Source organism: Rhizobium sp. USDA 3886 (genome assembly GCF_056279785.1).
This window is the reverse complement of the sequence record NZ_JBWCDC010000001.1, coordinates 278,994-292,638: the sequence shown is the minus strand read 5'-3', so window position 1 is coordinate 292,638 and position 13,645 is coordinate 278,994. Positions and strand designations below refer to the sequence as shown.

Sequence of the window (13,645 nt, the reverse complement as noted above, 5' to 3'; positions counted from 1 at the left end):
CGGATTTCATACTCAATGGATGGTCTGTGCTATGACCTTGTCATCAAGCAGAGCATGGGATGTTCTGATGAGACGAACCGTGCCCGCGATAATCTCGTCGGAGTATGCCGCGTCCGCGTGTGAAATTTCATCGGTCAAATCGCGGAGAATTTCGTTTATTTCCAGCATTAGCGGCACAAGTTCCAGTTGCCCGTCGGCCGCAAGTCCATGCGCAAGGTTTGCAATCACCGCCCTAAGATGATCAATAAGTGCACGCCGCTCAGCAGTTGCCGGTTCTGAAGGCTCCATGCATGCCGCTTCACCGCTAAACTGCATGATGCCACCTCCATACCTTAAAATGGGTTCTGCCGCGGCGTTATCAATGCCTGATGCGGAATGATTGCTCTTAGCCTGACAAAGGAGGACATGATATCTTTCGTCAATGATCAATTCTTCGATGCCACGAATTTAATAATTCCGGGCGGCACAAGATTTATGAGCATCTTCAATGTAAATATTAGCCTAAATATATTTGCGATTCCAAATTTATCTTTCAAAATATATTTTAATTTAATTAGAGCGCAGCGGATATCATGCTATTGTAACTTTCTCTCCAGCAATATTGCTGGACCGATCGCCAAAGATTGGACAAAATCATGGAAAAGTTATCTTGGTTGCGACCGGCCGTTTACGGCGCGGTTTGCGGAGCAGCAGCCCTTGCTATCATTGGCTTTTCGTGGGGCGGCTGGGTAACCGGCGCCGGCGCACAAAAGTCAGCTGGCATTGAAAGGACGGCAGCCATAGCCGCAGCCTTGACGCCCTATTGCCTCGAACGTGCAAAGACGGATCCGGCTGCCACTGAAATCATGGCAGAGCTGAAGGCCGCCAGCAGCTACAGCCGTTCCGATGTCGTCAAGAAAGCTGGTTGGGCGACGCCTCTCGGCAGCACCGAGCCGAATTCGGATCTAGCGCAGGCGTGCCAAATAGCACTTGGCAAGGTCACCCCCTGACGAGCCGGGCTGATTTATATGACTTAACGATTATTCAACGCAGAAGAGGCACTCATGCCGCGTAAAAGCTTGCATTCCGCCATGAGTGCCAGGATATCGGGGCGCGATCAGGCACAGGAGACAACGATCGCCTTCAACAAGATCATGGCGAGCGAGGTTGCAGAACGGAGCGAAAAATCCGCCCGGCTGAAAGCGTCGCGGCTTGCACTGGAAATCGCGATCGCACCGGACTTTGCGGACGAGAGCTGAACGGTACGACAGGTAACAACGCTTAAAGGAGACGTGACGCTTTTACGGCTGTCTCTTTGCCATTCGTTGAAACACCAGCATCCTTGGTGCAGATCAATGGCGGTCAGCGCGGAGGGCTGCAGCGATCAGATCGCATTCAAAAGTATGAGCACGCAGTTGCTGATTGAAATCAATGAGCTGTTCTGCGGCCAGCGAGCTCGGTTCTCCCCGCAGCAAAATACCCGCAATATGGGCTTCCTGCGCCGCGATGTGCTTTCTGTCTTCCACCACGCGCCGACGGGAAAGCTCCAAATCTTTCGAAGAATAAGCCATGGCGTACTATAGCACGACTTTATCTTAATAACGCCAAAATGAAAATCTTCCGATCTTCTTTCTGCGAACAGTTTTAAACAACGCTGGCCATCAGCTCTGGCTTTGCATCTGGCCCTGATCTTCGACCTTGACCATGACCGACAGCTTCTCGCCGGGCGTGCCGATACGCATGCCAGAAACCGGGGCTGCGTCGCGGTAGCAGAGGCCGGAAGCGACGCGGACGTAGCGGGCATCGGGGCAGATGTCGTTTGCCGGATCGAAGCCGACCCAGCCGAGGTTGGGTATGTGCGCTTCACCCCAAGCGTGCGTCGCGGCCTGCTCGGCTTTCCCCTCCATCATCAGGTAGCCGGAGACATAGCGGGCAGGCACGTGCAGTGCGCGAGCCGCCGAAACGAAGATGTGGGCATGGTCCTGGCAGACGCCGCTCTTCTTCTCCATCGCCTGTTCGGCGGTCGTGTCCGTGTTGCTGGTTCCCGGCTTGTAGTCGACGGCTTCGTGGATGGCAGCCATCAGCGCATGCATCCGGGCGAGCTCGTTGTCACCGTTTATCGTCCGTATCAGTTCCCTGATGAGCTTGCCGGGCTTGGTGCGCGGCGTGTCGCGCAGGAACAGCCAGAGCGGGCAGAAGCCGGTATGCGGGCCGGTCATTCCGTTGCGGTCTTCGGTTTCCACCTCGCCCTCGGCGACGATGCGCGTCACCTTCTGTTCGCCTTGCAGCGAGACGAGGTTAACATGGTTGCCGAACTGGTCGTCGTATTCCACCTCGGGCTTGGCGCCTTCGACATGCAGCGACCAGTTCAGAACCTTCTGCCCGAAGGCTGAGGGCGGCGTCAGGCGCAGCCGCTGCAGCGAGAACTGCGACGGCTCGTCGTAGTGGTATTCGGTGACATGGCTAATCTTCAGTCTCATCTCATGCCCCGCTTAAACGTAGAATCGATAGCCGTCGGAAATTTCCATGCCCAGCTGATTGTTGCGGTTGACGAAATCCTCAAGGAACTCGTGCAGCCCCTGGTCCATAACGTCCTTGATCTGCCTCGTTTGCAATGACGTCCGGATGGCGTCGGCGGTATCGTGAGCCGACAGCCGTTCGCCGCCGTAACTGCTTGATATGTAGCCGAGGTTGCTGACGATCTTTTCGTAGCAATAGGCCAGCGACCGCGGCATCTGGCCATTCAAGATCAGGAAGTCGGCGATATTGGCCGCCTTGTATTCCTCGTCATAGGCCCAGCTGTAGGAACGGTGCGCTGAAACCGACCGCAGGATCGATTCCCACTGGACGTTGTCGATCGAGGACCCTACCTGCGAGATGGATGGCAGCAGCACGTAATATTTGACGTCCAGAATGCGGCTCGTATTGTCCGCCCGCTCGATGAAGGTGCCGATGCGCGCAAAGTTATAGAGCTCGTTTCTCAGCATCGAGCCATGAAAGGCCCCGCGGATAAGGCCCGCGCGCCGCTTGATGACATCGATGACCTCGGGCATCTCGGCCGCCTTGAGGCGCTTGGAAAGCAGGGCCTTGAGCTCGATCCAGCATTCGTTGGTTGCCTCCCAGGTCTCGCGGGTCAGCGCCGTGCGCACCATGCGGGCGTTGTTGCGGCCGGAATCGATGCAGGACATCACGCTCGACGGATTGGAAAGGTCACGCAGCAGATAGTCGATCGCATCGGCCCTGGTGAGCTTGGCGTGCCCTTCGTCGTAGGCTTCGCGGACGCCAGCGCTCTGCAGAACACCATCCCAGTCATCATCGCCTGTGCCGCTTCGGGTCAGCGACATGCGCAGACCGGCATCGATAAGGCGCGCGATATTCTCGCCGCGCTCGATGTAACGGAACATCCAGTAGAGTCCGTTTGCAGTTCTTCCGAGCATCAATCCTCCAATACCCAAGTGTCTTTGGTACCGCCGCCCTGGCTGGAATTGACGACCAGCGAGCCCTGCTTCAGCGCCACGCGCGTCAAGCCGCCCGGAATGATCTGAACTTTGTCGGAAACCAGCACATAGGGCCGCAGGTCCACATGACGCGGCGCAATCCCCTTGTTGACGAGGATCGGCACCGTGGAGAGCGAAAGCGTCGGCTGGGCGATGTAATTGTTCGGCCGGGCCTTCAGCTTTTCGGCAAAGTCCACCCGCTCCTTCTTCGAGGCCGTCGGGCCGACCAGCATGCCGTAGCCGCCGGAGCCGTGCACTTCCTTCACGACGAGTTCTTCGAGGTGCTCCAGCACATATTTCAGGCTGTCTGCCTCCGAGCAGCGCCAGGTCGGCACGTTTTCGAGAAGCGCCTTCCGGCCGGTATAGAACTCGACGATCTCCGGCATGTAGGAATAGATCGCCTTGTCGTCGCAGATACCGGTGCCCGGCGCGTTGGCGATAGTGATGTTGCCGGAGCGGTAGACATCCATTATGCCCGGAATGCCGAGCGCGGAATCGGCACGGAATGTTAGCGGGTCGAGGAAGTCGTCATCGACGCGGCGGTAAAGCACGTCGATCGCCTCATAGCCGCGGGTGGTGCGCATCTTCACCTTGCCGTCGATAACACGCAGGTCCGCCCCTTCGACCAATTCGACGCCCATCATGTCGGCGAGAAATGAATGTTCGTAATAGGCGGAATTGTAGATGCCGGGCGTCAGCACGGCGACGCGCGGCTTGCCCTTGCAGCCGGGAGGCGCGAGCGAGGCAAGCGATTGGCGCAGCAGATACGGATAATCCTCGACACGCTGGACCTTGTTCTCGTGGAAGAGTTCCGGGAACATCTGCATCATGGTTTCCCGGTTTTCCAGCATATAGCTGACGCCGGACGGCGTACGGGCATTGTCTTCCAGGACGTAGAACTGATCCTCCCCGGTGCGCACGATGTCGGTGCCGACGATATGCGTATAGACGCCACCGGGCGGGCGGAAACCGATCATCTCGGAAAGAAACGTGTCGTTCTTCTCGATCAGCTCACGCGGAATGCGGCCGGCGCGGATAATCTCCTGCTTGTGGTAGATGTCGTCGAGGAAGGCGTTGAGAGCAATCACCCGCTGCTCGATACCCTGAGCGAGCTTGCGCCATTCGCGGCCGGAGATAACGCGCGGGATGATGTCGAACGGAATGAGCTTTTCGGAAGAGTCCTCGTGCCCGTAAACGGCGAAGGTGATGCCGGTTTTCCGGAAGATGTTTTCCGCATCGCGGGATTTGGCAATCAGATGCGCCCTGTCTTGGGCATTGTACCATTCGAAATATTTTTCATATGGCTGACGGGGATTTTCATCCCCGGTGATCATTTCATCAAATGCCAAAGGTGTGGCTCCCCTTCTTTTTGTTCATTTGAATACAATGCAAAAGGCAATGCAAGAACCATGCGCAGTTCGAAGAGAAGATTCCTAAAATCGTCAACAGCGCCAAAAACAGCCAAAAAACCGGTATTTAGGCAGCCATGCCGCGAGCACGTGAACGGATGGTCTAGCGGGCACGGCCAAAAAGTGGGCATGTGATTATTTTCCGCTCGCCCCGCCGACTCAAATCACGCCAGTGGGGTTTTGCTTGCGCCGGGGTGCCGTCAGTAGTCCCCTCAGTCCTGCCCGGGGCCGCCGGCGTTGACGATGTCCTCGTCGATTAAGGCAAGCGCCCGGTTCAGATGTCCTTCGAAGACGAGGTTCTGCTCGTCCGCGACCACTCTCAGTTCCGGCATGCCTTCCATGCGCACGACATGCGATTGCCCAAGGCCCTCCTCGATCCCCTGCCGCAGCAGGTCGTAGTAGCGCGTGCCCGGCCCGGTGATTGCGACCGGCATGCGCTCCGTCAGGCTCAGTACGCGCGACAGCCCGTTGCCGAGCGCAAGGCCCGCCTGGCGGAAGGCGAAGGCCGGCATGCGATGCCCCTGGCGGGCCTGCGCCGCGATCTTGTCAAGTTCGGCGACCGGCACGAACTTCGCCGGGATCGTATCGAGCGGCACCTCGAAGGCCGTTCGAAGGATCGCATAGAACCCCGCGTGCGCCTCGATGCATCCCTTGGCGCCGCAACGACAAAGACCGCCGTTGGCCATGTGCAGCATATGGCCGAAATTCGGCGCCGAGATCTCGTGGCCGCCATGCGGCGTTCGCCTGACGATGCCAAGACCGATGCTGTGGCCGAGTGAGAGCGCGGCAAGCGAGCGGAAATCCGCACCCTTTACATTCTCCTCACGCGCGCCGAGCGCGGCGGCGACGAGCAACGTTTCATTGTCCAGGATAATCTTCGCCTGCCATTCCGGGCGCAGCGCCGATTCGAAATCGATTTGTTCGCTGCCGAAGATCGGCGACCAGACGAGTACAGGCTCGAGCGAATTCACCAGCCCTTTGCTGCTGATCGAGATCAGCAAGACTTTGTCGCGGCTGATCCGGGAACGTTCCAGAATACGCGACAGGCCCGCCTTGACCGCAGCAGCGAAGCGCGCCGCCCCGGCAGGGTCATGCGAACGCTCCTCGCTGAAGCGATCGATCAGCTTGCCCGCATAATCCACCAGCGAATACTGTACGGCATCCGACGAGATAATGACCACGATCAGATAGCCGCATTCCCGCCGCTGCCGGAAAAGCACGCGCGGCCGCCCTCGCCCGCTTGCCGCCTGGTGCTCCGATTTCTCGATGATCTGCGCCTTTTCGAGATCGGCGGTGATTGCCGAAATCGTCGCGGAGGACAGGCGGGTATAGTCGGAAATCTCGGTATGCGCGAGCGCGCCGTGGCGGCGGAGAGCGGCGAGCACCAGCACGCTATTCCTTTGCCGGACCAGCTCCGTGCTCGATTTGGTCAGCATGAATGCCGCCCTCTCCCCCGTATCCCGCCCCGCTTTCACACCGAATCTCCAGCCGCTTTTCCGCATTGGAATTTAGCCGGTAGTGCGGTGTTGACAGTTGAAAAAATCTCTGACACTAAATTTCTCGACTGTCGAGAAAATAATTCATCGTTTTCTGGACAGCGATCCGCGGCGGCCGGAGGAAGCATTCGGGCTGGGTCGGCCGCAATTCATTCGGGAGGACAACATGAAGTCTATTTTGAAGCTGATGGCCGGCGCGGCTATCCTCGTTTCCGTACACACGGCGGCCATGGCTGCCGATCTCGTCGTCGGCGTTTCTTGGTCGAACTTCCAGGAAGAACGCTGGAAGACCGACGAAGCCGCCATCAAGAAGGCTCTCGAAGCCAAGGGTGCAAAATATATCTCCGCTGACGCACAGTCGTCTGCCGCAAAGCAGCTGACGGACGTCGAATCGCTGATTTCGCAGGGCGCGAACGCCCTCATCGTGCTTGCACAGGACTCCGATGCCATCGCCCCGGCCATCGAAAAGGCCGCTGCCGAAGGGATCCCCGTGGTCGGCTACGACCGCCTGATCGAAAACCCGGCCGCCTTCTACATCACCTTCGACAACAAGGAAGTCGGCCGCATGCAGGCAAAGGGCGTCTTCGACGCAAAACCTGAAGGCAACTACGTCTTTATCAAGGGCTCCTCATCCGACCCGAACGCAGACTTCCTGTTCTCAGGCCAGATGGAAGTGCTGAAGGCCGCGATCGATGCAGGCAAGATCAAGAGTGTCGGCGAAGCCTATACCGACGGCTGGAAGCCGGAAAACGCGCAGCGCAACATGGAGCAGTTCCTGACCGCCAACGACAACAAGGTTGATGCCGTTGTTGCCTCGAACGACGGCACGGCCGGTGGCGCGATCGCCGCTCTGGACGCACAGGGCCTCGCCGGCTCCGTCCCGGTCTCCGGCCAGGACGCCGACAAGGCAGCACTCAACCGCGTCGCCATCGGCACGCAGACGGTCTCAGTCTGGAAGGACTCCCGCGAGCTCGGCAAGCGCGCTGCCGAAATCGCCCTCGATCTCGCCGCTGGCAAGACCATGGACAAGATCGAAGGCGTTGAGACCTTCAACGACGGCCCGAAGGGCGTCGCCATGCAGTCCGTATTCCTGAAGCCGCTGCCGATCACTAAGGACAACCTCAACGTCGTCATCGACGCTGGCTGGATCAGCAAGGCGGAAGCCTGCCAGGGCGTCAAGGCCGGTTCGGTTGCTGCCTGCAACTAAATCGCTGCCGAGAGGTTGAAAATAATGCCGGCGCCGCAACGGCAAACCGTTGCGGCGCCGGATGCGGATCAACGTCCGGCGGCAACCCGGTAGCGCGCTGATCGACCGCACCATTACCCATCCCGACCCGATGCCATCATGGCCGCTGAGACCAGATCTGCAAAGATCGGTGATGGTGATAGTTTAAGAACAGGACGTAGGCGCCGGACGGTGGTTGACAAAAGCTCCGCGGCTTGCCCAAAAGATGGGGGAACGGCAAACCCATGGCCGAAACGGTACATTCCACGACTTCCAACGGGCCGCGCAATGCGGAGGCCAATCCGGTGGCGCGTTTCTTCCGCGCGACGGAGATCGACACCCGCCTTCTCGGCATGGTCGGCGCGCTGCTGATCATCTGGATCGGCTTCCAGATCATGACCGGCGGCCTCTTCCTGACGCCGCGGAACCTCTGGAACCTCTCGGTCCAGACCTCTTCTGTCGCCGTCATGGCGACCGGCATGGTGCTGGTGATCGTCACCCGCAACATCGACCTTTCCGTCGGTTCCATGCTCGGCTTCTGCGGCATGGTGATGGGCGTCTTGCAGGCGCAGGTGCTGCCGCAATATCTCGGCTTCAACAGCCCCGCCACCTGGATCATCACGCTTGCTGCCGGCCTTATCGTCGGCGGATCGATCGGCATGCTCCAGGGCATGATCATCGCCTTCCTGAACGTGCCGTCCTTCATCGTCACCCTCGGCGGGCTTCTAGTCTGGCGCGGCGCCACCTGGTTCGTCACCAGCGGCCAGACGGTCGCGCCGATGGATATCAACTTCCGCATCATGGGCGGCGGCACGGATGGCTCGATCGGCGCCACCTGGAGCTGGATCGTCGGCGTCATCGCCTGCCTCGCCATCGTTGCCAGCATCGTCAATTCCCGCCGCCAGCGCCGGCGTTTCGGCTTCCCGCGGCGCCCGCTCTGGGCCGAATACTTCCTATCTGCCCTCGGCTGCGTGCTCGTGCTCGGGGCGATCGCCGTCGCCAACAACTATTACTGGCCGACGAACATCGCCAAGAGATATGCGGAGGCAAACAGCATCCCCTGGCCGGAGACCGGCCTCGATATTCCCTACGGCATTGCAGTGCCGGTCCTGATCGCCGTGATCGTCGGCGCGATCATGACCTTCATCGCCACGCGCCTGCGCTTCGGCCGGTACGTCTTCGCCATCGGTGGCAACCCGGAGGCAGCCGAGCTCGCCGGCATCAAGACCCGCTGGGTCACGATACGCATCTTCGCGCTCATGGGCCTGCTCTGCGCCATCGCCGGTGCAATCTCGACTGCCCGCCTCAATGCCGCAACGAACGCGCAGGGCGAATTGGACGAGCTTTATACCATCGCCGCTGCCGTCATCGGCGGCACGTCGCTTGCGGGCGGCACCGGCACCATCGCCGGAGCCATGCTCGGCGCACTCGTCATGCAGTCGCTGCAGTCCGGCATGGTGCTTCTTGGCATCGACAGCCCGTTCCAGAGAATCGTTGTCGGTGCCGTCCTTGTCGTTGCCGTCTGGCTCGACACCGTCTACCGCGCCCGCGCCAAGTAAGAGGAGTCCGAACCATGACACATCAAAGCACTCCCCTTGTGGAACTGAAAAATATCTCGATCTCCTTCGGCGGCATCCATGCCGTCGACAACGCCTCGGTCGACCTCTACCCCGGCGAAGTCGTAGCATTGCTCGGCCATAACGGCGCCGGCAAATCGACACTGATAAAGATCCTCTCCGGCGCCTACAAGCGCGACAGCGGCGACATCCTGATCAACGGCGAATCGGCCGACATCCGCAACCCGCGTGACGCCAAGAAATACGGCATCGAGACGATCTACCAGACGCTCGCCGTCGCCGACAACGTCGATGCGGCAGCCAACCTCTATCTCGGCCGCGAGATACGAACGAAGTGGGGCACGCTCGACGACGGCGCCATGGAGGCCTCGGCCCGAGAGGTGATGGGACGCCTCAACCCGAACTTCAAGCGCTTCAAGGAGCCGGTCAAGGCGCTTTCCGGCGGCCAGCGGCAGTCGGTGGCGATCGCCCGCGCGATCCTCTTCAACGCCCGCATCCTGATCATGGACGAGCCAACGGCGGCCCTTGGTCCCCAGGAAACGGCGCAGGTCGGCGAACTGATCAAGCAGCTGAAGAAGGAAGGCATCGGCATCTTCCTCATCAGCCACGACATCCACGACGTCTTCGACCTCGCCGACCGCGTCTCTGTGATGAAAAACGGCCAGGTCGTCGGCCATGCCCGCACCGAGGACGTCACCAAGGACGAGGTACTCGGCATGATCATCCTCGGCAAAGTGCCGCCAAAGGCGATCCCAGGCCCCGGCGCCATGCAGGTCTGAATGGATAACCCCGTGAACACCAAAGTCCGCCGCTCGCAAGAACGGCGGACTTTTCAATTTAAGAGATTGAAGCGCAGGGCAAGCTAGGCTAAGAACCAGCCATCGGACAGGCGATTCAAAACCGCCTTGGGAATGCACCCGTAGCTCAGCTGGATAGAGTGTTGGATTCCGATTCCAAAGGTCACAGGTTCGAATCCTGTCGGGTGCGCCATTTAACTGGTGTCCGTACCGGAGACATAGGTAACGGATCTAGCTTGCCCGCAGGGTCTTGCTGGTACTGTTCCCGTTGATGTCTTCAATATTCGAGATGATCGCGCCGCCGCCGGAAAGCTTGAAGCCGATGACAAACTCTTCGTCTCCGAACTGATCCCTATTACTTCTGATGAGGCTTTGAATTGCGTTCGCGATCGCATTGTCGTCGCTGATGCCGGGGCTTGGCCTTTTCGGCCTTTACAAGCGATGCGAACTTGTCACCATCTTCGTTATGATATAACATTTCACACGCTGGCGAAGAACATCTTTGACAGTTTCGTAGTCCGTAAACCGCCACACCAATTGTGGCCGAGAAGGAGAGTACTATGAAAGAGCAAAACAACGCTGCAACCAACAAGGCCGTCTCCATGGGCGAATTGGCGAAAGGCCTTTCTATCGGATTGACGCGACCTGAGTGCACCGATGGAGGCGGCCACGGCCCGGGCGCTGGCGGCCTCGGCGGCCGGTAATTGTCAGTCTCAGAACGATTGTGCGAGAGGAGCGGGGGAAATACCCCCGCTCTGCATCCAAGGAGGAAGAGAATGCTGAATGACCAACCCTTTGTTTCTGCGCCTGTAACCGTTCTCGACAAGAACGCAGTAAGAGAATTTTGCGAAGCGCATCTACTGCGCGAGGGAGATGTCTTGCCCCTCATCGCGACGGCAGACAGCGGCACCATGTCAGGCTTGGCCGAAGCGGCATCAGCACACTTCTGTCCCCATCTCCAAGAGTCGATCGCTTCCTTTTCAGACCCGGACATCGGCATCTCTGGGATTGATATTCCAGAGATTTATGACGACCCCACGAAAGACGCTATAACTGGTGCACTGGTGGCTGTGTCAATCTCGCAAACGCTGATGCCAAGCATTCTAGATAGGGAGAACCGCACACCGTTTTCGATGTTTAACGCATCACCGGCGAACAATGCGGTCCTCAACGAGGCGGGTCTGAAAAATATCTCGCCGACAGATATTTTGGATTTCCATTCAGACGGCGGAATTTTTAATTCCCGGCTGTCAGTCCCTAAATTCATCTCTATATATAATATATTCATAAACTACAAACGCCGTGGGAACTTCTATTGGATTCCAACTTCAGCCATTGACAATATCGATGAATATTTCGAGAAAATCGGAACTGAAGATAATTACCTCTTCGACCTGACTCCCTCTGTTTACAGCGACAAGGGCTCTGAAATCAGATCAATATCGGCAAACCGGGCTGAAACCGCGATCTTTCAGAAGGTGGATGGCAGGATCATCACTTTTATGAACGGAGATTTTCTTGGTCGAAGCACGGGAGGCGGCAACAATTTCACAATCGGTCTTCTCGATGAATTCAAAGACGTCATTCGCCGTACTCGGCCGAAATATGCCGTTCCTCAAGAGAGCCGGCGCATAGTCATTTTGAACAATGCACACGGCTTCCATGCCCGTGACATTTTCGAGGAGCCTGTTGAAGGGCAACCATATACGCGCTCATATCTCCGAAGCGCGTCCCTTGACGGTTATCCTGTAGGGAAAATCATCCCGTCTTAGGATCAATATGCTCGAGCGATTGTTCACATATTTTGAACGCCTCATAAAGATCGAGGGTCATGAGTTGAGCTTGCCAAAAGATGCAAGCTCAATGCAGATTCTTCTGCAATTCCTTCGGCCTTTCAAATGGCTCATCATTGCCTCGAGCGTAACCGGCACGCTCCTGACGGCCTCCGAGCTGGCAAGGCTATGGGCCGTCTCCTGGCTCGTTGACGCTGTTGCATACTCACAAAACTTGGCGCTTTCCTCTGAAAAGCTCTTTGTTCTCGGGGGCCTAATTCTCGCCTATCTGCTGCTCGATCCCATCATTTGGCTAATCAACTATATGCTGCGCATGCAGTCTCTTCGCAGCCAAACGCGTGCCTCCTCTCTATGGCAATCGCACAAAGCAGCCGCGCAGCATGATTTGTCATACTTTAACGCCGTCCACGCAGGGCAGGTCGCAGGGCGTATTAATCAGGTGTCCCTTGCAGTCCAAGGAGGCGCGGAACTCCTTGCAGGACGGTTCCCGTTGGGCCTGATCCGGTTCCTCGGCTCAGCCTGCCTGGTAGCTTATCTAGCCCCGTTGTTCGTAATTCCGGTGGTGCTCTGGATCATCCTAAACGTAGTCTTCGCGATCTGGCTTGCGCCGAAGGTAAACCAGCAGGCTGCACGCATTGCTGAAACCTCGAGCAGTGTGAATGGAGCTGTTACGGAATACTTTTCGAACATACGTTCAATTAAGACCTACTTCGCTTACGATTTGGAAAACGCCTATGTGTATGGAAAAATTGACGATCAGAACGACAACAACCTTGCGATCAACAGGCTAACAACCACCACAGGACTCTGCATCCGAATCCTGAACACGGGATTGGTGGCGGCAATTCTGGCGCTTGGAGTATACGGGCTGAGCCAAAACCTCCTATCGCCCGGCGAATTTGTCGCCGGCGTTACGCTCGCGATTGGTATGGCCACGGATGCGGGATGGTTTGTTTCCATATGGGAGGGGCTTACCCAAGCCCTGGGTGCTATCAAGGATGCCCGGACAACGATCGACCCGCGGCCCACAATCACAACGCGGAACCCCACGGCAGAACAGTATTCCGGTCCCCCAGATATTGAATTGATGAATGCAACTTTCGCCTATCCGGGCGGCCCTTCTATTATTAAAGGTGCCTCGCTCGGCATCCGAAGCGGAACGAAGGTAGCTATCGTCGGGCCTTCGGGATCAGGGAAATCAACATTGGTTGATCTTCTGTTGCGCCACTACGACGTATCTGCCGGGGCAATTAAATTTAATGGAGAGGATATCAGAGAAATCCCCCTAGATAAGCTCCGGGCGGCCTTCGCGGTCGTTTCGCAAGGTGACTCTCTGTTTCACCGGTCAATTCGTGAGAATATAGCCTTTGGCCGTGAGGGCACGTCTCTAGAGGATATTATAGTCGCTGCCCGGAAAGCACATGCGGACACTTTCATTGAGCAACTTGTTCCCGACAATCCCCGAGCCGGTTATGATTTGCTCGTCGGGGACCGAGGAACGAAGCTCTCTGGCGGGCAACAGCAACGAATCCTCCTTGCCAGAGCTTTCCTACAGCGCCGGCCCGTATTGATCTTGGATGAGGCGACGTCAGCGTTGGATTCCCAGAGTGAGGCGATTATTCAGCGTGCGATTGATGAGCACCCAGAATCCACAACGATCATCGCAATCGCGCACAGGCTTTCCACGATTCGGAACTTTGACATGATCGCTGTGATGAATGCTGGTGAGATTGTCGCTGTAGGAAGTCATGAAGAGCTGCTTTCTTCCAACACGCTTTATCGATCTCTTTGGCAAAAACAGATGGCGCACGTGAATTTTCGACCAGCGGACAAAGCGGTTTAACATCCAGCGCTGCAATCTTCGTGTCGAGC

General features: G+C 57.6%; 14 protein-coding genes and 1 tRNA gene. 9 read left to right on the top strand and 6 right to left on the bottom strand.

The features are described 5' to 3' along the window. Window positions 1–12: 12 nt before the first annotated feature. Window positions 13–315 (bottom strand): hypothetical protein, encoded by a 303-nt coding sequence (locus ACZ9BX_RS01440; RefSeq protein ID WP_476215223.1) that lies wholly within the window; start codon window positions 313–315, stop codon window positions 13–15. A gap of 320 nt (window positions 316–635) precedes the next feature. Between ACZ9BX_RS01440 and ACZ9BX_RS01435 the strand changes: the two genes are divergently transcribed. Both ACZ9BX_RS01435 and ACZ9BX_RS01430 read left to right on the top strand, forming a co-directional pair. Continuing rightward, complete coding sequence (locus ACZ9BX_RS01435) at window positions 636–989, top strand: hypothetical protein (protein ID WP_476215222.1); 354 nt, start codon at window positions 636–638, stop codon at window positions 987–989. Window positions 990–1,043: 54 nt separating this feature from the next. Beyond that, window positions 1,044–1,238, top strand: a complete 195-nt coding sequence (locus ACZ9BX_RS01430) for a hypothetical protein (protein WP_476215221.1) — start codon at window positions 1,044–1,046, stop codon at window positions 1,236–1,238. Window positions 1,239–1,331: 93 nt separating this feature from the next. On the opposite strand, the gene ACZ9BX_RS01425 is transcribed toward ACZ9BX_RS01430, so the two are convergent. From ACZ9BX_RS01425 to ACZ9BX_RS01405, 5 genes are all read right to left on the bottom strand, one after another. Beyond that, on the bottom strand, window positions 1,332–1,550 hold the full coding sequence (locus tag ACZ9BX_RS01425) for a hypothetical protein (protein ID WP_476215220.1): 219 nt from the start codon (window positions 1,548–1,550) through the stop codon (window positions 1,332–1,334). Window positions 1,551–1,640: 90 nt separating this feature from the next. Then, window positions 1,641–2,459 (bottom strand): transglutaminase family protein, encoded by an 819-nt coding sequence (locus tag ACZ9BX_RS01420; RefSeq protein ID WP_132561204.1) that lies wholly within the window; start codon window positions 2,457–2,459, stop codon window positions 1,641–1,643. A 12-nt stretch (window positions 2,460–2,471) separates the two neighbouring features. Continuing rightward, entirely contained in the window at window positions 2,472–3,416 is a 945-nt protein-coding gene (locus ACZ9BX_RS01415) for an alpha-E domain-containing protein (RefSeq protein WP_027508220.1), read from the bottom strand. Further along, window positions 3,416–4,825, bottom strand: coding sequence for a circularly permuted type 2 ATP-grasp protein (locus ACZ9BX_RS01410; protein WP_476215216.1), 1,410 nt, complete (start codon window positions 4,823–4,825; stop codon window positions 3,416–3,418). The genes ACZ9BX_RS01415 and ACZ9BX_RS01410 overlap by 1 nt, the downstream gene beginning before the upstream one ends. 272 nt (window positions 4,826–5,097) lie before the next feature. Then, entirely contained in the window at window positions 5,098–6,321 is a 1,224-nt protein-coding gene (locus ACZ9BX_RS01405) for an ROK family transcriptional regulator (protein WP_476215214.1), read from the bottom strand. Between the two features lie 226 nt (window positions 6,322–6,547). Here ACZ9BX_RS01405 and xylF point away from each other — a divergent pair, with 226 nt between their 5' ends. From xylF to ACZ9BX_RS01370, 7 genes are all read left to right on the top strand, one after another. After that, window positions 6,548–7,588 (top strand): D-xylose ABC transporter substrate-binding protein, encoded by a 1,041-nt coding sequence (gene xylF / locus ACZ9BX_RS01400; RefSeq protein WP_476215212.1) that lies wholly within the window; start codon window positions 6,548–6,550, stop codon window positions 7,586–7,588. 263 nt (window positions 7,589–7,851) lie between these two features. Continuing rightward, window positions 7,852–9,165: a sugar ABC transporter permease gene (locus tag ACZ9BX_RS01395; protein ID WP_086994472.1), complete on the top strand. Its 1,314-nt coding sequence runs from the start codon at window positions 7,852–7,854 to the stop codon at window positions 9,163–9,165. Window positions 9,166–9,179: 14 nt separating this feature from the next. Further along, entirely contained in the window at window positions 9,180–9,962 is a 783-nt protein-coding gene (locus tag ACZ9BX_RS01390; RefSeq protein ID WP_476215210.1) for an ATP-binding cassette domain-containing protein, read from the top strand. A gap of 134 nt (window positions 9,963–10,096) precedes the next feature. Further along, window positions 10,097–10,173: transfer RNA gene (locus ACZ9BX_RS01385), tRNA-Arg, on the top strand. 367 nt (window positions 10,174–10,540) lie between these two features. Further along, on the top strand, window positions 10,541–10,684 hold the full coding sequence (locus ACZ9BX_RS01380; protein ID WP_476215208.1) for a hypothetical protein: 144 nt from the start codon (window positions 10,541–10,543) through the stop codon (window positions 10,682–10,684). 72 nt (window positions 10,685–10,756) lie between these two features. Further along, window positions 10,757–11,752 carry a hypothetical protein gene (locus ACZ9BX_RS01375; protein ID WP_476215206.1) on the top strand — a complete coding sequence of 332 codons (996 nt, stop codon included), beginning with the start codon at window positions 10,757–10,759 and terminating at the stop codon, window positions 11,750–11,752. 91 nt (window positions 11,753–11,843) lie between these two features. Then, a complete protein-coding gene (locus ACZ9BX_RS01370) occupies window positions 11,844–13,616 on the top strand; it encodes an ABC transporter ATP-binding protein (RefSeq protein WP_476215204.1) in 1,773 nt (590 codons plus the stop codon). Window positions 13,617–13,645: the final 29 nt, after the last annotated feature.